24 protein-coding genes are annotated in these 21,321 nt (G+C 58.5%); 1 reads left to right on the top strand and 23 read right to left on the bottom strand.

Annotated elements, in window-relative coordinates; genetic code table 11:
• Positions 1-133 precede the first annotated feature (133 nt).
• The 22 genes from ACCC96_RS08485 to ACCC96_RS08380 form a co-directional block, all read right to left on the bottom strand.
• Complete coding sequence (locus ACCC96_RS08485) at positions 134-2,887, bottom strand: conjugative transfer ATPase (RefSeq protein ID WP_413695531.1); 2,754 nt, start codon at positions 2,885-2,887, stop codon at positions 134-136.
• Positions 2,887-3,303, bottom strand: coding sequence for a TIGR03751 family conjugal transfer lipoprotein (locus ACCC96_RS08480; protein ID WP_413695530.1), 417 nt, complete (start codon positions 3,301-3,303; stop codon positions 2,887-2,889). Before ACCC96_RS08480 ends, ACCC96_RS08485 begins: the two co-directional genes overlap by 1 nt.
• Positions 3,266-4,783, bottom strand: coding sequence for a TIGR03752 family integrating conjugative element protein (locus ACCC96_RS08475; protein ID WP_413695529.1), 1,518 nt, complete (start codon positions 4,781-4,783; stop codon positions 3,266-3,268). Before ACCC96_RS08475 ends, ACCC96_RS08480 begins: the two co-directional genes overlap by 38 nt.
• Positions 4,773-5,585 (bottom strand): TIGR03749 family integrating conjugative element protein, encoded by an 813-nt coding sequence (locus ACCC96_RS08470; protein WP_413695528.1) that lies wholly within the window; start codon positions 5,583-5,585, stop codon positions 4,773-4,775. The genes ACCC96_RS08475 and ACCC96_RS08470 overlap by 11 nt, the downstream gene beginning before the upstream one ends.
• The gene (locus ACCC96_RS08465; RefSeq protein ID WP_016978885.1) at positions 5,582-6,223 is read right to left on the bottom strand and encodes a PFL_4703 family integrating conjugative element protein; all 642 of its coding nucleotides are present in this window, start codon (positions 6,221-6,223) and stop codon (positions 5,582-5,584) included. The genes ACCC96_RS08470 and ACCC96_RS08465 overlap by 4 nt, the downstream gene beginning before the upstream one ends.
• Positions 6,220-6,633 (bottom strand): TIGR03750 family conjugal transfer protein, encoded by a 414-nt coding sequence (locus ACCC96_RS08460; RefSeq protein WP_413695527.1) that lies wholly within the window; start codon positions 6,631-6,633, stop codon positions 6,220-6,222. The genes ACCC96_RS08465 and ACCC96_RS08460 overlap by 4 nt, the downstream gene beginning before the upstream one ends.
• Before the next feature lie 7 nt (positions 6,634-6,640).
• Positions 6,641-7,012 (bottom strand): TIGR03745 family integrating conjugative element membrane protein, encoded by a 372-nt coding sequence (locus tag ACCC96_RS08455; RefSeq protein ID WP_046509162.1) that lies wholly within the window; start codon positions 7,010-7,012, stop codon positions 6,641-6,643.
• Between the two features lie 17 nt (positions 7,013-7,029).
• Entirely contained in the window at positions 7,030-7,269 is a 240-nt protein-coding gene (locus tag ACCC96_RS08450) for a TIGR03758 family integrating conjugative element protein (RefSeq protein ID WP_413695526.1), read from the bottom strand.
• Positions 7,266-7,601 carry an RAQPRD family integrative conjugative element protein gene (locus ACCC96_RS08445; RefSeq protein ID WP_413695525.1) on the bottom strand — a complete coding sequence of 112 codons (336 nt, stop codon included), beginning with the start codon at positions 7,599-7,601 and terminating at the stop codon, positions 7,266-7,268. Before ACCC96_RS08445 ends, ACCC96_RS08450 begins: the two co-directional genes overlap by 4 nt.
• A gap of 231 nt (positions 7,602-7,832) precedes the next feature.
• Positions 7,833-9,113, bottom strand: a complete 1,281-nt coding sequence (locus ACCC96_RS08440) for a hypothetical protein (RefSeq protein ID WP_413695524.1) — start codon at positions 9,111-9,113, stop codon at positions 7,833-7,835.
• Positions 9,114-9,221: 108 nt separating this feature from the next.
• On the bottom strand, positions 9,222-9,953 hold the full coding sequence (locus ACCC96_RS08435; protein ID WP_413695523.1) for a TIGR03747 family integrating conjugative element membrane protein: 732 nt from the start codon (positions 9,951-9,953) through the stop codon (positions 9,222-9,224).
• Between the two features lie 95 nt (positions 9,954-10,048).
• Complete coding sequence (gene traD, locus ACCC96_RS08430; RefSeq protein WP_413695522.1) at positions 10,049-12,154, bottom strand: type IV conjugative transfer system coupling protein TraD; 2,106 nt, start codon at positions 12,152-12,154, stop codon at positions 10,049-10,051.
• 9 nt (positions 12,155-12,163) lie between these two features.
• Positions 12,164-12,679: an integrating conjugative element protein gene (locus ACCC96_RS08425; protein WP_413695521.1), complete on the bottom strand. Its 516-nt coding sequence runs from the start codon at positions 12,677-12,679 to the stop codon at positions 12,164-12,166.
• Positions 12,676-13,224 carry a lytic transglycosylase gene (locus ACCC96_RS08420; RefSeq protein ID WP_413695520.1) on the bottom strand — a complete coding sequence of 183 codons (549 nt, stop codon included), beginning with the start codon at positions 13,222-13,224 and terminating at the stop codon, positions 12,676-12,678. Before ACCC96_RS08420 ends, ACCC96_RS08425 begins: the two co-directional genes overlap by 4 nt.
• Positions 13,206-13,925, bottom strand: coding sequence for a TIGR03759 family integrating conjugative element protein (locus ACCC96_RS08415; protein WP_413695519.1), 720 nt, complete (start codon positions 13,923-13,925; stop codon positions 13,206-13,208). The genes ACCC96_RS08420 and ACCC96_RS08415 overlap by 19 nt, the downstream gene beginning before the upstream one ends.
• Before the next feature lie 9 nt (positions 13,926-13,934).
• A complete protein-coding gene (locus ACCC96_RS08410; RefSeq protein ID WP_413695518.1) occupies positions 13,935-14,606 on the bottom strand; it encodes a chemotaxis protein in 672 nt (223 codons plus the stop codon).
• Complete coding sequence (locus ACCC96_RS08405) at positions 14,603-15,145, bottom strand: PilL N-terminal domain-containing protein (protein WP_413695517.1); 543 nt, start codon at positions 15,143-15,145, stop codon at positions 14,603-14,605. The genes ACCC96_RS08410 and ACCC96_RS08405 overlap by 4 nt, the downstream gene beginning before the upstream one ends.
• Before the next feature lie 106 nt (positions 15,146-15,251).
• Positions 15,252-15,998: an ABC transporter substrate-binding protein gene (locus tag ACCC96_RS08400; protein WP_413695516.1), complete on the bottom strand. Its 747-nt coding sequence runs from the start codon at positions 15,996-15,998 to the stop codon at positions 15,252-15,254.
• A 52-nt stretch (positions 15,999-16,050) separates the two neighbouring features.
• Positions 16,051-16,545 (bottom strand): RadC family protein, encoded by a 495-nt coding sequence (gene radC, locus ACCC96_RS08395; RefSeq protein WP_413695515.1) that lies wholly within the window; start codon positions 16,543-16,545, stop codon positions 16,051-16,053.
• Between the two features lie 100 nt (positions 16,546-16,645).
• Positions 16,646-16,903, bottom strand: a complete 258-nt coding sequence (locus ACCC96_RS08390) for a hypothetical protein (protein WP_413695514.1) — start codon at positions 16,901-16,903, stop codon at positions 16,646-16,648.
• Between the two features lie 70 nt (positions 16,904-16,973).
• Entirely contained in the window at positions 16,974-17,555 is a 582-nt protein-coding gene (locus ACCC96_RS08385) for an STY4534 family ICE replication protein (protein ID WP_413695513.1), read from the bottom strand.
• An 890-nt stretch (positions 17,556-18,445) separates the two neighbouring features.
• Positions 18,446-18,787, bottom strand: a complete 342-nt coding sequence (locus ACCC96_RS08380) for a helix-turn-helix domain-containing protein (protein WP_413695512.1) — start codon at positions 18,785-18,787, stop codon at positions 18,446-18,448.
• Positions 18,788-18,996: 209 nt separating this feature from the next.
• Between ACCC96_RS08380 and ACCC96_RS08375 the strand changes: the two genes are divergently transcribed.
• Positions 18,997-19,254 (top strand): hypothetical protein, encoded by a 258-nt coding sequence (locus ACCC96_RS08375; protein ID WP_413695511.1) that lies wholly within the window; start codon positions 18,997-18,999, stop codon positions 19,252-19,254.
• A gap of 43 nt (positions 19,255-19,297) precedes the next feature.
• Here ACCC96_RS08375 and ACCC96_RS08370 read toward each other — a convergent pair whose 3' ends face one another.
• Positions 19,298-21,265 carry a DNA topoisomerase III gene (locus tag ACCC96_RS08370; protein ID WP_413695510.1) on the bottom strand — a complete coding sequence of 656 codons (1,968 nt, stop codon included), beginning with the start codon at positions 21,263-21,265 and terminating at the stop codon, positions 19,298-19,300.
• Between the last annotated feature and the right edge of the window lie 56 nt (positions 21,266-21,321).

Raw genomic sequence — 21,321 nt, 5'->3', positions numbered from 1 at the left:
GGGGAGACAACAGCAACGCGGCTCAATGTCGCCTTGATGGGGTGGCCAAGGGCCACTCGAGGGTGCAAGATGCGCTAACTTGCATTGTCCAGTCAAGATGCAAGAAAGGCAGGAGGATGCGTAAACAGATGTCCTACGCGGGTTCTATTCCTCGCGCTCTATCGATCCGTTCAGCTACCCGGTAAGCCGCTTCCAACTCTGAGCAGCCGTTGTCCTGCATCAGTTTCCAGCGCTCGGCTTTTTCCTCGGGCTCCGTCATGGCCAGGGCGAGGTAAAGACTGGGCGGCACGGCTCGAAACAGCGTTTCGAGCTTTTTCGACAGCACTACCCCCTCGGTGTATTTGCCCGGCTCCTTGCCGGCGGAGAGCAGCAAGGCTTTCTGCGCCGGCGTGAGCTTCTTGAAGCGAGCGATTTCTTCGATTTCCGCGGGCGGCATGTTCAAACAAATCCACCATTCGATCATGTTGAGCATGGTCTGCGCAGCAGTGGGGAAGTCGGCAAGGTTTTGCGTCGCCAGCCAGAACCATGCGCCGAGCTTGCGCCACATCTTCGTCCCCTTGACCACGAATGGCGCCAGCAGCGGGTTCTTGGTGATGATATGGCCTTCGTCGGTGACCATGATGATCGGCCGACCCAAATACTGGTCGCGTTCGGCGAGGTTGTTCACGGTGTTCATCAGGCTGATGTAGCTGATGGACATTTGTGCCTCGTAGCCTTCGCGAGCGTAAGTGGCCAGATCGACAATGGTCACATCGCTCTCGGGCCAAGGCGTCCCCTCGCGATCGAACAGTGCACCCTCGAAACCCTGGCAAAACAGGTCGATGGACTCGCCCATTTCCTGGGCACGTTCGCGACGCTTCTCCGGCAAGTGCGGGTCGGAGGCGATGCGCAGTAAGGCGTCGCGCACGTCGCGGGTCAGCACCTGACGGCCCGCGGTGACGCAAGTCTGCGCCGCATCGAGAATGCACTCGCGGATCAAGCTGCGATCGGCTCGGCTCAGGCGCGCCTCTTCCTTGGCCTCGCCGCCGGTGATCATCAGTCGGGCGGTGATTTCCAATTCACCGAGAATGTCGCGCTGGTCTTCGCGACTGGTTACCACCTCATCGTCCCGCTCATCGATCGACAGACTCGCCACCTGATCCGGCTGCTTGACCAGGCGCCAAGCATCGGCGAACGGGGCGAGACTGACCGAGGCACCAGGTTTCAATTGGACCTTGTTGACCGACAGGCCCTGTGTCGCGAAGTAGTCTCCCTGCAAGCCGAAGGAGTTGCCGGCCTCGACGATAAACAGGCGAGGGCGGTACACGGCCATGACCTGCATCAGCAGGGTGACCAGGGTCGCCGACTTGCCGGCACCGGTGGGGCCGAACAACAGCAGATGACCGTTCATGGCCCGATCCAGGCGGGACAATGGGTCAAAGCTCAATGGCGAGCCACCACGATTGAACAGGGTAATGCCCGGGTGGCCGGTGCCCGTGCTGCGGCCCCAGACCGGAACGAGGTTCGCCAGGTGTTGAACAAACATCAGACGGGTGTACCAGTTGCGCGTGTCGCGGGATGGGTTATAGGACATCGGCAGCCAGCGCAGGTAGCTGTTGCAGGCCGCAACCTCGTCGCCTTCACGTACCGGTTGGAGCCCCGCACCCAGTAGGGCGTTAGCCAGGCTGACCGAGCGCTGGTGCAGTTGCTGTTCATCGTGACCGCGCACGTAGAACGCCAGGGTGCCCCGGTACAGCTTGTGCTGACGGCCGATGATCGCACGAGCCTCTTCGACATCCTGGCGGGTCTGGGTCGAGGCCAGGTTTTCACCGATGGCTTTGCGCGCCAGGCGGTTCAACTGATCCTCGAGCACGTCCTGCGGTTTGATCACCAGGGTCAGGCTCATCACCGTGCCTTCAGGTAACTGGTCGAACAGGGCATTCACCGCGTCACCCTTGCGGGTTTCGCCGGTGAGTTGACCAATCAGGGGCGCTCGGCGCAGCTTGTCCACTATCATGACCCTGTGGGGCTGATCGTCAAAAAACCAGAGTCCGCGCTGCACATCGGAACGCGGTTCGTTGAAGAGCAGCCGCTCGGCAAAGTCATGATCGAAGGGCAGTTCCAGCGACTCGCCCTCGCTAGACTCCGGATAGGCCACGCAGCGGTAGAACTCCTCGGGCGCTTCATCAGTGAGCCTGGGTGCCGGATTGAACCAGGGCAATAACCAGGCATACAGACCTTGGCCATCGACTCGCGTCGATTGCACCCCGCACGCCTGCAATGAAGCCACGATACGTTCGCAAGCCTGATGCAGGGATTGCATCGGGGTGAGTCCTGTCTCCTCAGCATCAGACTCAAGCCAGCGATAGACCACCAGGCGCACCCGTCGGTTATTGCCACGCCAGGGCAAGCGCGTAACCACCTTATCCTCAAACAGACCATCGGGCTTAGTGATGGCCTTTAGATGACGGCGGCTGAACTCCAAATACGCCTCGGTGAAGAGCGTGCCTCGCGCGCTGTCCTGAATATAATCGGTGAGCCGGGTCAGGTAGGGGGTGAAGTCGTTGTCGTCCTGGCAGAAAAACTGCGCCACCCAAGGCGCTTGATCCAGCTCGTCAAAGCTATCTTGCAGGGCGTCTTCGAGGGCGTCGCGGGCCGCCATCAGCCAATCGGGTTCACGCCCTTCGGTGCCGATGGGCAGCAACTCGAACACCGCACCCACCGAGCGATTGTCATCGAGCAGAAAACACTGTTCGGTGTCGAGGTATTCGACCCAAGGCAGGTGATCGGTGAAGCTTGGGTTGTGTGCATAGAGTGCCGCTTCATCGGCCAAGGTCGCGCGAGGGCGCAATGGGTTGCGCCACGCTTTCCACGCAGGAGTGAGGTTGCCCGAATCGCCGGTACGCACTACAAGTCTTCCTGACGTTCACCCGGCAATGCGTACTGCACTCGTTGGTAGAACGGAAAAACGGTCGAGTAACCGGGGACTGGTGCCTGCTCGGTACCGCTCAGGTGCGGATACACGTACAGCACCAGATCGGGATTGGGCAAGCGAGGGAACAGGTTGCGGATCTCGTTCGCCGCTGTGCGAGTGTACGGTTCCTGGAGAGCCACCGAGAAGTCTGCTTGAGCCAACGGGCGGCGTAACTGCTGTCGAGCATCCAGCAGTTGTTGCTGAGTACCTTGCGAACCGGCGCCGTTCCAGATGTCCAGCATGGTTTGCTCGCCATGGGGCAGTAGTGTCTCCTTGTCGGTGGAACACCCCGCCAGGACCCAGCAGAGCAAGCTAATCCAGGTCAGGCAGAGAGGCATGGTCTTTTTCATGGCGAACGCTCCGGCCCTTGGGCTCGTAGTCGATGGTGATCTCTTGGTCGAGGTGCAGTGCGACTTGTGCTGCAGGCGGCACGTACACGGCAGCAAAGGCCTCGCCATACAGTTTGTCGACCCACTCGCGGATGTCGCTGACCCCACCGCTGAGGATTGAATTCAGTGCGCTATTGCCACTGCTATTGGTGACCCCGAGCGTACTGCCGCCCGAACTGATCACGCTGCTATTGTTCTGCTCATCCCCAAGCAAGGCGGCGACACCTGCGCCGGCCGCGGTGATCAGGCTCTGGCTGCCGAGGTACTGCTGGGCGTTCGAGCGGCGCTCGCCGGCAATGCAAGGAATGCCATAGGGATCGGACAGGTAACCGAGTCCGCCACGGATCTTGTCGGTGCTCGAACTCTGGGTGGTGGAGGCATTACGGCTGGCTACCGCTTTCGGCTGAGGCACTGTGCGGATGGTGCCATCGGTAAACACAAAGGTGATTGACTCGACCTGTCCGCGTACGCAAGACAGGGTCCAGTCACCGGACGCCGTGCCGCTCATCACGGCCCCCGCGACGTCCGGCAGGTCGATGCCGTTGGCGGTCAAGTTCTCCGGGCCGACCAGTACTTTGAAGGGGTAGGGATCATTCACGGTGCCGTCTACTGGGACTCTGCCGATCAGTGCGCTCATGGCGATCGAGCCCATCAATGTCGCGTTTTCGGGAATGGTGTAGACCGGCTTCGCGCCTTCGGTACGATCAGCGGATCGTGTCAGGTCACGTTCACCCTGGGTGACTGCACGTAGCTGTTTCTGGCTGCGATCAATAGCGTTATCGTTCAAGCCCTCCAGTGAGTTGAAGGCGGTAGGCAGACTCAGAGCGGAGGAGGTCTTGGTTTTGCCTCGGGCGTCGGCGGGCGGAGCATCCGAGGGTTCAATCCACTGCAGCGCATCATTGGTAGAATGTCGCCCTTCGAACTGAGTGCCGTCGCCAGGCTCGAGCCCCAATCCAATCGGCATGTCCTTACTTTTGCCGGTCAGCCCCGACAACTGTTCCTGCAATTGCGTCAGCAGACCGCGAGCCTGACGACTGTCTTGTTCCGCTTTGAGTCGGGCCTCGTTGGCTTGTCGGCGGCCTTCGTCGACCTGCTGGGTCACGCTACCAAGGGCAGTTTGGATACGCGAATCGACACTGTTTTCCCGCTCGCGCAAGCGGTTGTTCTCCGTCTGCAGCGAATCGTTGTGTTTCTTCAAACCGAGCATGTCGCTGCGCATGGCCTTCACCTGCCCGACGAGGGTGGCGACCGTGTCGCGAGGGGTATCGCCCGCAATGCCGAGCGACTTGGCTTGCTCGGCGGATAATTGAATGTTGCCCTGATCAACTGAGTTTTCTGGATAGTGAGTACTGCCACCCGCGACCCAGGTTTTCAGGATGATCAACACCACGGCCAGTAGCGCAGCCGGTACCAGCCATTTGAGTAATGCGTTAGCTTTCATCGTCAGCCCCTCGCGCAACGGGCGGGAGCAGCACGGCTTGTTCGAGGCCGGCACCGTGGGTGATGAGGTAGGCGATCGTGGTGTCTTCGGCGCTGCCGATAGGCCCGAGGAAAGCATGCTGGAAGGCTGCGGCGAACAGCTTGGCTTGAAGCCGGCGTGGATCGAGTTGCACTGTCGCTGAACCGCGATTGCGCAACTTCACCGCCGTCACCCAGTAATCACCGAGTCGCCAGACGGCGATGGGTGTGCTGGACACGTTTTCGGTCGGCAGCAGGGTTGGCAGTTCGGTGCGCAGCTTGAGTGGTACGCGGCGGACGCCGGGCAGGGATTCTACAGTGCGCAGCGGCGCGTACAGACTCTGTGCGGCGTAGCGCGTCAAAGCGACCGGGATTGGTGTGCGTTCTGGAACAGTGACAGTGTTAGATTCAGCCTCGGCAGCCTGCACCTGAGCATTCTTGAGAATACGCACGGGCTCTAGCGGTTGACCACCAGGCGTGGCCGCGATATCCAGCAGGATGATCTCGCCCGTCGCGACCGATTGCAGTTGCAGGCGGGTCGGGGCGATGGCTTCTGATGCGCGCAGGTACAGCGTGCCGCCGGTTGATTGCACGCGCAGCTTGCCCGTCAGGGTTGAGGGCACGCCGACTCGAACATCCTCATCGACAAAGACTACCCGTTCCTGATTGATTACCAGCGGGACCGCGAGGGGGAGGCGTTCCCAGTGCATGAGCTCGACGGCCTGCGCTGCAGCCCCCCATAGCATCAGTACGGCGGATAGTCCCAGGGTAGAAATCCGCTTCATGGCTCACCTCCAGGCAGGGAGATTTTTTGCGGCGTTCCCTGATAACAATCCAGTGCTAGCCCCCACTTGTTGCGCTCGGGATCAAGGTCAAAACGCACCACGCGCAATGGATACCGCACCACCACCCGCTTCACCGGTTCGGCGGCGTAATACTCATCGGCATTGAGGTCGAGCTTGACCAGCCAGCTATCGCGATCGAGTTGCTTGACCCTGAGTTCCGGATCTTCGCTGTAACCTCGGCCCAGAATTTCGTAGACGCCACGCACCCGCTGGCGCAGCTCGCCGGCCGCCTTGCGGTACTCGTAGTCACCGTCGAGGAAGGCCTTGCAGGCGGGCGTCAGGTAGGACTGCAAGCCATAGATGGCACGGCGATAGTCCTGCTCGCCGTCCGAGGGCCAGCGGTTGAGTTGGCCAAAGATGTACAGGGCAAAGGCATACACATTCTCTGAGGGGATATCCCACCACTTGCGGGTGCTGCCCGAGCGCAGATCCGGTGGTACATGCACGGTCAGATCGGTCGGTGCCGAGCGCCAGCCGTACCAGAGCCCGGCACAGACCAGGGCAAGGATCATTACCGCCAGACGCAGGCTGAAGATATGGGCCTGTTGGGCATCCACCTTGTTCCGAAAACGACTCATCGCTGCCACCGGGACAGGGCTGGGCGCAGTCGGCGCGAACGGCGAACCGTCCAGGCACCGGAGCGGAGGATCAAACTTCCGCGACCCAGGCGCCAGCGGCTGGCCAGTATCCATTCGAGCTTGCGGTACAACCAGGTCTCAGGGCGGGCCCGTTTGGCCCGACGCAGTAGTGTGCCACCGGCAAATAACACCACCGCCATGCTTGCGATCATGCTGGTCGGCGCCACGGCAATGGAGGCGGTGGCGATCGCCAGAGGAACGCCCAGCACCAGGCCAATGACGGCGCCGGTGCCGAGCGCCATCCACATCTCATCGTTGCTCAATCCACGCAGCACCGCAGGATCGCGATTGAGTCGCTCTGGCAGAAGGACCAGGGTGCCGTCAGCAAGACGTTCGATCGTGTCGTTCATACCGACCTCACAGAATCGCGGCGGCCTTGGTCAGAAACCAGATGATGATCACCACCAACAGGGCTCCAATACCGACCACCGCGCCGAGGTCCTTCCAGGTCTTGCGCTGGTTCTGCACGTCGGCATAGACAGTCAGGGAATGCCAAGCCACGCCGAGAAAAGCGAGCAGGGCGATCAGCAGGCCGAGCAGGATGCCGCCGTCATAGGCGTAGTTTTTGATCGTCTCGATCAACCCTGAACCTTCGCCGCGCGAAGGGGCCTCCATGGTCGGGAGCTCGGCAAAAGCCAGACTGGGGCCGAGCACCAACAGCAGACCGATCAAGCGTTGGCTGGCACGATCACGCAGGTTGTTTTTCAGAGGGGCAAAGCATTTGAGCATGACGGCGATCTCCGGTGTCAGGACAGGGTGAAGAACATCAGGACGAGTAGGGTGAGCAAGACGCGGGCGGCGCTGCCGCCGAAGGCTCCAAAGCGCACACTGCCGGCCGCCCAACCCCGGTAAGCCGTCCACATCACCCAGGTACACCAAAGCAAAGCCAGGACGAGAACTAGGGACAGCCACAGTGTCGAACTGCTCTGTGCCGAGAAGCCGGAGGCGTTTTGGAAGGCAGCGGTCTGGGAGTCGGTCATGCTCATGGCGAGGGCTCGGCAGGCGGAGTGTCGAGGCGGTAATCACCGACCAGTTCACTGGGGTCACGGGGTTGAGCGCGAGAGGGGGACAGATAGTCCTGCACGCCCTGGCGAATACGTTGGATGTCCTGAGACAGGCGGGGATAGTCGAAGCGATAGCGATCGTCGGGTTGAGGCGTGCTGGCTGCCTCAGCTTTCGTTGCAACGCGTTCGATAATGTCGAGCTGCTGCTGGATTAGGCTGAGCTGATCCTGCTCATGACCAGATGCGGCATAGCTGCTGTCATCGACGATAGCCAGCGAGAGTAGTAAGCAGCGAAAGACGGTAATAGTTGGCATGATGCTGGCCCATATGGATCTGAGGGCAGAATCAAGTCTGAGATCGATTTATTCAGCAGGAAATATGAGGTGTGATGGATCGCTTTTTGAGGGGAAGTACTGGAGATGTTTACTTGCAGTATTTACCCCTTCGGCCTTTGGTGGAAAGTGCAACCGACATCATTCCCAGGTCACATCCGAGCAGTGCGCTGTGAAAGAGCTGCTCGGATATGCAGAGGCAGCACCCGGATGTTAGAAAATAGTCCTATAGATACAATGCACGGAATCTCCTATCGGCAACGGAATCCTGGTAGGTACACGTGCCGCCAATAGACAAGACGGCTCTGGAAGTGGGCGTGTTGCTACCGGCGTGCGCTTCGCGGCCGCTTTCACTTTTGCGTCTGAAACTGCGATGCAACGATCGGAAAAAGCGTCAAGGAGCTTGAGTGAAAGTCCGGCGTAACGTCCCGGACATAGAAGTAGAACGTCGCCAAAACGGAATTGGCGAAAGGCGCTCACGCTGTAGAGACCCTCTGTGCCCTCGAATGACTGACGCTCCCAGGGAGCGGACTCAAATAGGGCTTTAGGATAGTCCTTTACATCCAGCACATAGCCGAGAGGTCGATTGTCACGAAGTTTAAGCAGGTTGGCGGCGGAATATACCCAGATGTCGAAAATTGCGGGCATTAGCATGGCATTGAGAAAAATAGCCCCTAACATCGCAAGAGATGCTTTGCCGGCGCGTTGTATCAGACTCCCCTTAAACGAATAGAACAAAATTACTGGGACTAGATAGATCATCATTACGAGTAGGCAGCCTCCAATGGCTGCTCGCGCCTCCCAGCCATTTTCAGCTCCTCGCCAAGCCAGCAGCGCGATTTGCGCAGGTAGGACTCCGCTCATTGCGGTAAACGCTAACAGGAAGCCCAATAGCGTCATTCGTAGGTATCGATGAGCTTTATGGTGCATCGTTTTTTTTTGACCTTGCGGTACCTCAAATGCCGCGTCGGCGAGCTCCTTGTGTTTAGACAGCAATACCTTCGCCGCCAACATCGATATGACCGTCACCAGCGCGAACGTCAACCATGGTGCCAGCTCAAGATCAAACGTGGAGGCCAGAAGATTCAACGCCATTATTCCGAAGCCAACTGCGATCACCCAGCTCAAGTGTTTGGCAAGCACCGGTTCTAAGTCGCGTCCAGGTTCAACCAAGCCCATGCAAAGCATGAATGACAGCGACGGTACTGAGAAGGTTACCAGCAGTAGTAGAAAGCCAAGCACCGTAAAGATCAGCCAAACTAGCAGATTCGAGGGACTTCCAATGGAACTCAGGATCAATTCTGGATGACCGATGACCCATAAATACTTCGACAGCAGTAAGATCGAAATTAGGCTAGCCATGGGGGCCAACCACCACTTGCCATCATTTAGAATTCCCAAGAAAACCTGGATATAACCTATCGAACTTTGATTTTGTGTTTCAGTGTTTTGTGTCCTGATCGCTTCTTCTGAAGCGTTTGACTGTGCGTTCATCTATTGCCTTCCTTCCGTTGATTTTGAGTCGTCCGCTGTAAACATGATTTGTTTCGGCAGCTTGAGTTGAAAGCGTAGGGCTAATGGGAAAATAGCTTCGCTAAGCGTCTAGAGATATTTTTTGAATGTCGTCACTGTGATCGCTACCGCCGTTCCAAGTACTACCGCGCAAGGCAAAAAAATAACTATGGGATTGAGCGAAAAGGGCAGTGACAGATAAATGATCCAGGGCACGACTAGCAGTGGTATCACTGCTCGTTTAGCCCTGTGATAAACAAAGCTGCTTTCCCGCCCTGCGCCAAATTTTCGCAGGTCGCGACGCATCAAACCATCGACCAAACCGGTGAGCGCGGCCAGCAGAAACAAGGGTGTCGCCAGGACCAGAATGCTCAGGCGCACCACGAAGGTGAAGGTGACATACACCGCCGCAAGGACAAAGTCCTCGATACCCACGTAGAGCTGGTTGATCCAGCCCCAGAAACCGTTGCCTTGGCTCGACACCCGCGCCTGCAGGAAAAAATCTGCAAAGCCGGTCTTGACCAGCAGCCACTGATTGAGGAGATCCAGCATCTGGATAATCGTTGGCCCAGGCTGTTGGATGAGAAGTGAAGATTTGAAGTGCTCGCTGAGCCAGCCCAGTTCACTGGTCAGCATGGCCTGGCTGTGCCGCCAGCCCTGATCACCCCAGAACAGCAGCAAACCAGCGAATTCAATCAGAATCGAGAACAGCAACGTGGCGATCAGCAAACCGATGATGCGCAGGACCAGGCTGATGGCTGAGACGATCATTCCCGGACGCTGGACCGGTTGTGGCGGCGTGTTCTGGGCGGAAGTTGCCATCGTTCACTCCATGCGCGCTGCAGAGTTGATGTGGTCACAACGCCTTCTGGATAGTTTTCAGCTGAATAGAAACCGGTGGTGGTGGGGGGGGCGGGCTACCCCACCCGATCCAAATCAAAGTTGGTTGTTGGGCCGCCACCGCTTGCGCTCCACCAGTGCCCTGCTTGCTCGTTGTAGGTGGCCCGCATCCGCAGAGTGAGTTCCTGCAGATCCTTGGGCATAGCATCGTCGTTGGAGGATTTAGGTAAAGGCATGCGGACTTTCCAGAGCTGACCACCGGCCTGGAAGGTGAACATTTGCCCCTTGGGCAAGCTGACGATATGCGCTGGCTCGATCAGCGGCACACTGGTGCTGCTGACGCTATCCTGTGAGGACGAGGTGAAGTCCGTGTTGGCCTCAGGATCGGAGGTGTCGGTGGCACCCGACACCAGGGTCTTGGTCAGCACGTTAACCTTGGGCAACTGCTGGGTGAGTAGTTCCGCGGTGGCGGTTTCGCGCACGCGGAGCATCTGCAGGGTGTTGAAGTTGCCAATAACCTGGCCAGCTTTGGCGCGGTTGCCGATACGTGCTTCGATATCGCTGAGGGTCTGGGTGTAGGCAGTTACCTGGATACCGGCACCGCCCCCCTTATTGATCAGCGGGATGAATTCATCACCCATCAACTCGTTGAACTCATCGGCGTGGAGGTTGATCGGCAACTTGTCACTGTTGTTACCCGATTGGGGCAGGCCATGGTCGATGCCGTGTTTGTAGATGTGCCCAGCGACCGACACCAGGTCGGCGAACATGGAGTTGCCCACGGCGGCGGCCACTTCGGCATCGGTCAGCGCATCCAGGCCGACGTAGACGATGCCGCGCTTACGGATGATCTGCATCCAGTCGAAAATCGGTCGTGGGTCATCCAGGTCGGTGTAGTTCGGGGCCAGCAGCTGGGCTGTCTTGCCGGTGGTGAGTTTCTCCAGCAGCGGCAGTAGCGAGGCCACGATTTTGTCGAAGTAGGTGCGGTCGTAACGTACTGCCGAGCGCAGTCCATCCAGCACCGGATCGAATACCCGTTTCACCGCTAGGTACTGTTCGATGGCCACCACGCGCTTTTCGCGTCCCACCATATGCCGGGGAATGTTCTTCTCAGTGAGTTTGCCTTCTAGTTGGACGATCACTTCCCAAGCTTTCGGATCGGTCTTGGCGAAAAACTGCTGGGCGTATTCGATGAACAGCGCGTCGATATTGACCACATGGCGCTGGATCTGCAGGTAGTCCGGACGCCGGCCCAACTCGATCAGCGCGCGGGCGATGATGTTGACGAAACGCCAGGCGAACTCACGAAAGGCTGCAGAGTTACCTTCACCGCTGAGCTGCCCGGCGATGCGCGACGCCACTTCCGAAATGCGCCCGAAACGTCCCACCGCGTTGTAGCGAGCGGAGATCTCCGGCCAACCCAGATGGAAGACATAGAACTCCTTTTCCCGACCGGCGCGTTTGGCTTCGACATACATGCGCTTGAGCAGGTCGGCATCGCCCTTCGGATCGAAGACGATCACTACCTCGTGTTCGACGCGGTGTATGTCCTGGGTGATGTACACCTCGGCGAGCCGCGTTTTGCCGACACGGGTGGTACCTAGCACGAGGGTATGCCCAACGCGTTCGCCCAGTGGCAGACTGACTTCGGTTTCGTCAGGCTCGACCCCGTGTAACAGCGGCGAGCCACCTACCGGGGGCAAAGGGCGCAACGGATTGAAGGCACTGTCCCAGGCGGTGACACGGGCCAATGTCGAGAGCGGAAACGGTGCATGTTCCAGGCGCCGTTCGAGTCCACGGGCCAGGCGGTAACAGGTCGGTTGGTCAATATAGTGAGCGACCGCCGGGTCTTGGGCTTCGACCAAGCGCTGGGTGTGCAGGCGGGTCCAGCAAAAGCCGCGGCCCATGAACAGACGTTTGCGGCTGACCGGAATCTGGCGACTTGTCAGTTCGTAGCGGGGCAGCCGGCGGATATTGCGTCGATAGCGCAACACCTCCCAGGCTTGTCGCAGGCGGATCAGGCCGAACAGGGCATAGGCCAGCGCCGCAACCTGCCCGATCTCGGGTGACAGGGCCACGGCCCAGGGCGAGTACACGCACAACACCGCGGCGGCGATGCAGATCGCTACGGTGTACAGCTCCACTGCTGGCCGGAGCTTGGACTCCATCGCATGCTCGGTCATGGCTCGGACTCATTGTTCCAGTGATGTGGCGGTGATCAAGATGGGGTAGTGCTCGATCTGCAGGCGGGTAGCGATGTCGTTGCCATTGACCGGCAGGATGGTGATGCCTGGAGCGGCCGCTCGAATCCGGGCCAGGGCTTCATTATTGGCCACTTCGACGGCGAGGCCAGCCGCGCCCATTTCCTGCAGTTCAGCAACGCGTTGACGCAGCCAAGTCAGCGACTGGGGATCGTCACCGACCAGAAAAAATGGCCGCAAGCCCGGCATGTTCAGGGCGCGAGATGTGATCTGGCCGGGGCTCAAGTGGGAGCTGCGGATGGGCAGTATCCAGGCTTCATCGGCAAACGTGGACAGGTCCGCATGCATGGCCCGATCAGGCTGGGTCTTGTTGTTTATTGGCGGCCTGGAAACTTGAAAATGGGGGCGGGTGAAGTCGCTAGGCTGATCCTCGGCAACGGTCAGTTCCGGCTGGGCGAAAGGTGCCAAGAGCAGTATGCAATAACAGACAATGGGGATTCGCTTCATGGTGGTGTGCCCTGTTCAAAGGAAATCAGCAGCTGTTCGAGCCTCTGGGAAAAGCCAGCACGGTAGCGTGCTGCTGGCGCGCCTCCTGCCGGACGGTGATAGCGCCCGGCAGCCAACACCCAATCACTGGTGGCATCGTGATGCTCCTGCAGCAGCGCGGCGGTCACGGCGAGATTTCGGTAGGGATCAAGGGCTTCGCAAGGGCTGGAAAAACGTTGTCCGTGGTAACCCAGGTTGGTTTGCCCGAGACCGGCATCGACCCGCTTGGCGTCATGTCGGGCGAGTGCCTGAAGCAAGGCGTGACAGGCGGCCTGGCGAGTGGCGAAGCGGTAGGGTGTTCCGGCGATGTTCAGGGTCCAAGGCCAGGGCAGCAGTCGACCATGGACGCGGATACCACTCTCCTGCAGGGCAATCGCGAACAGCACCATAGAAGGGATGTCGGCGTCATGCGCCGCCAGTTGGTAGGCAGGAGGCGGAAGTTCGTCAGCCTGGACGGCGAGCATTGTCAGCATGAGCGCAATACCACTCAGTCGAGGCGTTGCCATTGTCCATTCACCTGTTGAAATGTGGCAGGCAATGGCCCCAGGGCACCCAGGTTGAACCAGCGACCACGGTCATGGTTAAGGGTGATCTGCTGGCGTTGGACCTTCTCCGGATCGATGTCGGCTTGCCGAGCCCAGCGACGGACGCGTTCATCCTCGCCTTGGCTGCCCACCAGGTAGATATCGAACGCCATATCACTGCTTTGCAGACGCTGCGCTTCGGCGGTACACGCTGAGCAGTGGTCCTCCACAAATAGAGCCTGGCGCGGCACGGCCGCTGAGCTGATAGGGGGTGGGGATGCCATGCCCTGGATCGGCAGCAGCTCGGGAAACAGCTTGGCCCAGGCCGCGGTGTAAGCGTTTTGGTAGGCCAACTCGCGCTCGGCGCGTTTGGCCTCCAGCGCTACCTGTAATTCGGCATAGCGCTGGCGCTCTTGGTCGGTCTGGGCCTCGACTCCGAGTGCGGTCAGCGGATCGAGGTTCGGGCTCCAGAAACCACGCGGGCTGGCTTGGATCTGTTCGAAGCGCGTCCACTCCCGCTCCGTCAGTCCCCAGCTCGCAGCCTGCTCAGAGTGAGAGCGCCCCAGCGGAGCGGACTGCGTGCCCTGGATCTGTGACTGTGTCGTGATGGGGTTGCCCATCGCAGCACCTGTGGTCAGTAGCGAAACGAGGCAGACGGCGGCGGGCAGTAGCGCTCTGTTCATGATCGCTTCTCAAGGGAGTTGCACGGTCTGGTCTGGCTGAGCGGCCACCCCGAAAACGGCTGAGTTCGGTTCCAACACTTTCAGGTGCCAGGCTCCGAGCTGCTCGCCGCTATGCAGCAGCCGAACATCTCTAAGAGAGCGACTGTCAGGAGGTGCGACCGCCAGAAAGCGCGCACCTCCGCGGGACTCGACACCCAACACTGAGAACGGTGGTGAGAGGGGGACGGGCTTGGGGCGAGCCTTCTGCTTCGGCTTGGTCGCGGAAGACGTCGGTGGTGGAGGGGATGGCTGGGTCTTGAGGTCCAGGAGCTGCTGCTCGACCTGTTCAAGGCGTGCGCGCAGCGTAGTCAGGTCCGCCTGGGTGGTGCGAGCTGCGAGGCCATCGCGCAGTTCCTGTATCTCTTGCGCCCACTGATCCAGCATAGGATCGAGGGTATTGGCCTGTTGCTCTCCGCTATCGACCATCTGCTTCAGGTCTTTCAGCGCATGCTGCAGTTTCTCCTGTGCATCCATGAGGGTATTTGCATCACGTTGCAGGGTGTCCAGGGTTCGTCGGTGTTGAGTGTTCGTGCTCTGTAGCTCGGCCACGCGTTGATACTGGTTATACAAACCACCACTCAGGCCGGCAATTGCCAGGAAAAGTAGCCCGACAATAAGGGTTTGAAACGTTGAGGCTTTCATGGCCGTGCCTCCAACTGATAGGGCAAGATGGGTGCGATCAGCGCGACGCCAGCATCCGTTTTCTGCTGCTTGAAGCAGACCGAACGGCTGACTTCGTCGGTCGTGAGTTGCCAGGCGGGGCCAGCTAAAACCTGCAGTACACTGCGTAAAGAGATGGGGCCGAGCCGGTAATGAGCTGCGGGCAGGGGGCGGGTAAAAAGAACCTTCACCGACGCGGTAATAGGGCAGAGCGAATAGCCCGAGCGCTGCAATACGTACTGCAGCGCATCCTGCACCGAAGGGCTCAGGCTGGACGGGATGCTCACATCAATGATCTGAGCTAGAAGATCGCGCTGTTCCGTGGTGGGCTCGGTGCTGACCAGCGTATAGCGGTCGTAGTGAAGTTCTGGCGTATGACTTTCTTCGGCTATGCCCCTCGAGTGCTGGGCCCGATTGGGGCTGCTGTCTATCTCTGGATTGTTCGGCAAAGGGTTGGGGATTTGCGCGGTGCAGGCGCTCAGTAAACCCAGCAGGCAGACAGGCGTGAAAAAACGCTCCATGGAAAAAACCTCATGTCAGATTCAGTGCAGAACCTGACATGAGGTGAAGGAGCGATTCAGTGAGAAAGTTGATTCAAGGCGGGTCGTATTAACGCTGAACACGTTGCTATTTATCAAAAATGGCGAGCCCATCCAAAACGGCAGCGTCGGGGTCGAAGATCAACAATCGCACATCCGCAAATGCCGCGAGGTACAGCACCTCGATCAACGCTACTGGCGTACCGGCATCGAGTTGCTCTTGTCTCAGCGATGAGTAAGGACGGCCCTCAATCTTCAGCAGGTTATCGTCAGTCCATGGCGTGCCGATCAGTTTACAACCGATGCCACAGCAATCCGACAACGTGAACAGCTCGAACAAGAGGCCGGTTTGCCTCGGTGCGGAGTGACTGACCCTTCCTTCCAGATAGAACATCGCCTCTTCGGGAAGGTGTGCGGTATTGATCTCCCAGGCTCGACTGTAGTGTCCCGTTTCGAAGCTCAAGCGATGGACCATGGCTTGAGCCTCTTTCAGGGAGTACATATCGCCGACGTGATGCCGCTCGTTGAGCATTTCGCTCATCACGGCGTAGATCACTTGGCGCACCAGCCCGGTGGACCGACAGCGTTCATCCAACTCATCCGGAATGGATTGGCCTTCGCTGATTAAGGCGAAATCGTCATTGAACAGGCAGGGGAACAGCTGTAACTCATCATCGGACAGATGAGCCTGTGAGTCGTGCACGGGTCGAAAGCAGGGAGGGCAGTCGTCTTCGTCGGTGATCAGTAGCAGCCGTTCGATACGAAGGTTGTCGTAACCGCGAATAAACGGGTTTGAGGCCACCAGCAGGGCTGGGGCTTGGGGTGTGGGATTCATGAGGGTTCTCCGGAATGAAAATGAACAAGGCACCCGAAGGCGCCTGTGAGGGTTAAAACCAGCCATGTTCGGCAAGGGAGAGCGGACGACCTTCACCCACGATGAAGTGATCCAGTACACGTACTTCGACCAAGGCCAAGGCCTCCTTCAGTCGTGCAGTCAAGGCGCGATCTGCCATGCTGGGGGCCGTGCATCCGGAGGGGTGATTGTGAACAACAATGGCGGCTGCTGCGTTATGCGCTAGGGAGCGCTTGACGACTTGGCGGGGGTAAACACTGGCGCCATCGATGCTCCCGTGAAAGAGGATCTCGAATGCCAGAACGCGATGGCGGGCGTCGAGAAAAATCACACCGAAGACTTCATGCTCTTGTGGCGCAAGATGCAGTTTTAGGTATGAGGCCACGGCGTCAGGTGACATTAGGTTAGGGCCGCGGGTGAACAGCCGACGATCCAGAATATGCAGCGCTTCGTCGATCAGCTGGTTTTCTTGGGCGATACGATCAGCCTCGACATCCGAGGTATCAATCAGTGTGAGTTGGGTGTTCATGGGGGTACCTCCGAAGGGAGCAATCAGGGGTACACACCCGAGGGGAGTGGTGTCCCCAAGGTGGATATAGAGTCACGGGCATTAGCCGATGACGTGCTGTTTACAGCCGAGTGAATCGGTGGCGTTGTCCGTGCAGGTGTGAGTCACAACTGTCGCAGGGCAATGGGGAGAAGGCTCTTATTCCCCAACCGGTTTCGGGATCGAAGTCTGCACTGATGGGCATTAAGCGAACCAGTCCACGATGGATGCCGGCGATGCGTTTCTCGATTTCATCCGACGTGTAGTAGAGCGATAACGTGCTGTAGTCCTCATAAGCCGCAGCGAATAGGCAGTCGTCGCAAAGCCAGAAGGATTCCATAAGGTTCTCCTGTGCTGGTTGAAGAAAAGGCGCTTGAGGGAGCGCCTTGATGTGGAGCATCGTGAACCGTTCAGGCGGACTGAACGGTACGGGTGGCATCACGGCGGGCCGTGCGGGGAGCAGGTGGAGATTCAGGTTCGACCCGAGCCTCTGTTGGGTTTTCGGTTTCCTCAGCTTCGGCATCAGCCGACGTTGGGGATGGCTCACTGTTTGGAGCTGGCTCAGCAGGTGCTGTTGCTTCCTGCCTGGCGGGCGCTTTGTACTCGAACGTGCCGTTGACCTTGATCCAGTCGATGAACAGCAAACGACCTTTCAGGCTTGCGCCCGGTTGGCCTTGTTTATCGCCTTTCTCGTAGAGAAACGGATCGATCCACAGGTCGCCGATACGGAACGACAGCAAGACCTTTTTCTCGGCTTTGACGGCGTCCAGATAGAGACGAATCAAACGTTCAGCTTCGCCTCCAGCGACCTTGCAGTCGAAGCGGGTGTACTCCACGGCATCGGTGGCACCGTGCAGGGCGGCGATATCGCAGGCCATGAACGGCTGGCCGCGGCGGACTTGTACTTCACGAACACGGTTGAGGTAGCCGATACCGACGGTGTGCAGGTTGAAGTAAGTGGTCGCTTCTTGGGATTGGTTGGCGTGGGCCATGGTGGTTCTCCTGTTTCAAGGGAAAACGGCGACGCACAGCCCCTGACGGGGAAGTGAGCCCCCGTCAGGGTGGGTAAGGTGAAGGCGAGCAATGAACGACTGGCCACCGGCAAGCCGATGACGATCAGAACGATGCGTCTGGGGGAATAGCAGTGCAGCAGAGGAGCGTCTGCGGTGGTGATCCGCAGGCATGGAGTAGTGGGCATTCCATTACCGCTGTAGCGGTAACCGTGCGAGCTTCCGAACGCTGATCGCACTTGGGTAAACCACCACAAGCGTGGCGTAGCCTTGAAGGTTCAAGCTACCTGGGCTGGGCTGTCAACGACAGCGAACCACGCCCTTTGTATAAGCCTGTCACAGGGGAGCGTCAAGACGCCGCAACCCGATTTTTTATGGCCGGAATACAGTGGCTGTCACTGGACTGAAGAAAGTGAAAAGTGGGCCTAGCGGGGGGCCAGGCGAGGAAGAGAATAGCCACCTTAGGCGGTCTGACGCAGTCGACAAGCTCCTCGCAAAACTTGGTTTGACTGCGCCATGATTCGCCAACCGACCCTTGTCGTGGCCTGGGTCGGAACATGCGGGCACGCATCCGCGCACAAAAGGTGCCCAGTGTTTCCCCGGCGGGCTCCGGGACTGAATACGATCGTCGAAGCGGATGACCGCTATTGCCTGGCAGAGGTAACAGTGGTCATCCGCCACCACGATCTGGTCGAGCACAAAGCGGGAATAAAATTCCGCAGAAGATAAGGCTCCGAACTCAATGAGTTCGACCGAGCTGCCCGGAGCGAATCGGTCTTGGGTCGCCGTTGGCGATAATCCTAAGGCACTACAGCAGAGGTCAAGGCAGAGGGCAACCCTCAGTGCCCTATTTTGAATGCGAGTGAATGAGGTCACTTATTGGCGAGATGAGTAGCCAATCGTTCGACAGTAGCCAGGATAAAGGCGCGGTCACTTTCTTTCAGACCACTCAGCAGACCCGCGATCATCTGGCCCTGGTCATTGGGACGATTGCTCGACTCCGTCAGCAGTTCATCCATCCGGCAGTCGAAAATGTCCGCCAGTTGCATCAGCTTGACCACAGAAAGCTCCACCACACCCCGCTCCAGGCGCGATATGGCTTCACTGCCGATCCCCATGCGTTCAGCCACCTCTTCCTGGGTCAGATTACGTTCGGTCCGGTGTTTCGCGATCATGCGCCCGATTTGGGCTTGGGTTGGATGTTTATGTGCCAAGTGATGAGTTCTCCAGTTCAACCCGAATGGTTGAGCAAAGACCCATTGACATGAACATCCTTAACGGTTGAGTATCGACTTGTAGGGTTGCTATATTGGCTGAAATCGCTGTGTAATGCGACGTGGCTTCTATTCCTCCAGGAATCAGAGCCCGAGGTGGTCAGTGAGAATGAATGGTCTGATAGGGCCAAGCTGAGGAATGGTTGAGCATGGAAGAGAAGAGCGAGAACGTCATTGATTTGATCTGGGATCGAACACTGGAGCTGTTCATCAAGATCCATGATTGCCCTGATAACCCCGAGCACTTCGACAGCCTTGTTCATTGGCTCAACGAAAATCCGGCTCACCTGAAAGCGTTCAACGAACTGGGGCAGATATGGATTTCGACCGGCATCGCCTTGGCTCGTGAAATCGGACAACCGTTAAGCGACTTGGAGAGGGATCAGCCGCTGTTGATGATGCACTGACCAATACATCGTCCCCAATCTCATGTTGATCTCCAATGACGCGTCATGGGCGACGCGCATCTTTTCTGATCGGCACGGTGCCCTTGCAATCCGGGTAGTGGGTGCATGACCAGAACGGCCCTGATTTCCCCTTTCGCCTGAGCATTGAGGCGTTGCAAATGGGACAGGCCGGACCGGCTTCGAAAGGCATGGCTAAAGTAAGTGAGCCGCAGCGTGCGACCAACTGCGCAATCCAATTAGCCTGCTTGGCGACGAAGGCATCAAGAGTCAGACGTCCCGCTTCGATTTCGTCCAGGGCCTGCTCCCAGATCGCGGTCATACCCGGATCCGCGACTGCAGCGGGTACCGCCTCGATCAGGGTATGGGCCGCCGCCGTGGCCATTAACGCGCGTTTTTTCTTCAGCAAATAACCGTGATCAATCAACCCCTTGATGATGCCGGCTCGCGTGGCTTCGGTGCCGATACCGGTGGTGTCCCGAAGCTTCTGCTTCAGGCGTGGGTCGTTGACCAGCTTGGCCACATTTTTCATGGCCTTGATCAGATCGCCCTCGGTGAGAGGTTTGGGAGCGGCGGTGTGCATGGACTTGAGTTCGACGTTGTCCACTGCGCACTGAGTAGCCTGTTGCAAGACGGGCAATACTTGGGACTTGTGACTGGGCTCATCCTCTTCGGTGTTTTCGTAGAGCAAGCCCTTCCAGCCCTGGACCAGGATCTGTTTGCCCACAGCGGTCAATCGTTCTTCGCCACACTGCAGTTCGACCTGGGTCCGATCAAATTCATGATGCGGAAGAAATTGTGCGAGGTAGTGGCTACGGATCAGTTCGTAGACTTGGCGTTCTTGTTCGGACATCCGCGCCAGGTTCGCTGGCTCGGTGGTGGGGATGATGGCGTGGTGCGCGGTGACCTTGGCATCGTTCCACACGCGGGAGTGCAGTGATCGATCGAGTCTTCCCAATGCGGGCTGCAGCGCGGGATCTGTTTTGAGCAGGGTATCGAATACTGCGGGTACCTCGTTGAACATACTTTCTGGCAAATAGCGACAATCGCTGCGCGGGTAGGTGGTGGCTTTGTGGGTTTCGTACAGGGCTTGGGCGATGTTCAGGACTTCCTGGACTCCGAGACCCAACTTGCGCGAGCAGACTTCTTGCAGTGTGCTCAGGTCGAAGGGCAGGGGTGGCGCTTCGCGGGAATGCTCAGTCTGCAGCGAGAGGACTGTGGCGGTCTTACCGCTTGAGATCGTTTGGGCCGTCTGACTGGCAAGCGCCTGCTGCAGGCAACGACCGGCCTCGTCTCGTCCTGAGCTTGGTGGTAACCACGATGCAATGAATGGTTGCCCCATTGAGGACAGGTGCACATCCACTTCCCAGTAGGGCACTGAGACGAAGCTGGCAATCGCGCGATCCCGATCGACCACCAGACGTAAAGTGGGTGTCTGGACGCGTCCAACCGACAATACGCCGTCGTAGCCCACCCGCCGACCGAGGAGGGTAAATAAACGACTCAGGTTCATGCCGATCAGCCAGTCAGCACGGCTGCGGGCGAGGGCCGAGTGGTAGAGCGAGTAGGTCTCATGACCAGACTTCAGTGAGGACAGTGCCTTGCGAATTGAGGCCTCGTTGAGTGCGGACAACCAGAGGCGCTGAACGGGGCCTCGATACTTGCAGAGCTCCAGTAACTCGCGGGCAATCATCTCACCTTCGCGATCGGCGTCGGTGGCGATGACGACGGTGGTGGCTTCACTGAGCAGGCGTTTGATGACTTTGAACTGTGCCGCAGTTTTGGGTTTGACCTCGACCTGCCACTGCGCGGGAATGATCGGTAGATGATCCAACGACCAGTTTTTGTACTGAATGCCATAGGCTTCGGGTGGGGCCGTCTCCAGCAGATGGCCGATACACCAGGTGACGGTTGAGTCGATGCCCATCAGGCAACCATCACCGTGCTGTGTGGCTCCGAGTACTTTGGCAATGTCTCGACCTTGGGAAGGTTTCTCGCAGAGGAAGAGGCGCATAAAACTGCTCCGGGTTGAGTTCGGAGCAGCGTTGTTGGAAACAGCTGTGGCGAGAT

Source organism: Pseudomonas sp. Pseusp11, assembly GCF_047304405.1.
GTDB lineage: Bacteria > Pseudomonadota > Gammaproteobacteria > Pseudomonadales > Pseudomonadaceae > Aquipseudomonas.
The sequence above is the reverse complement of the archived record's forward strand: the minus strand, read 5'-3'. Positions and strand labels throughout refer to the sequence as shown.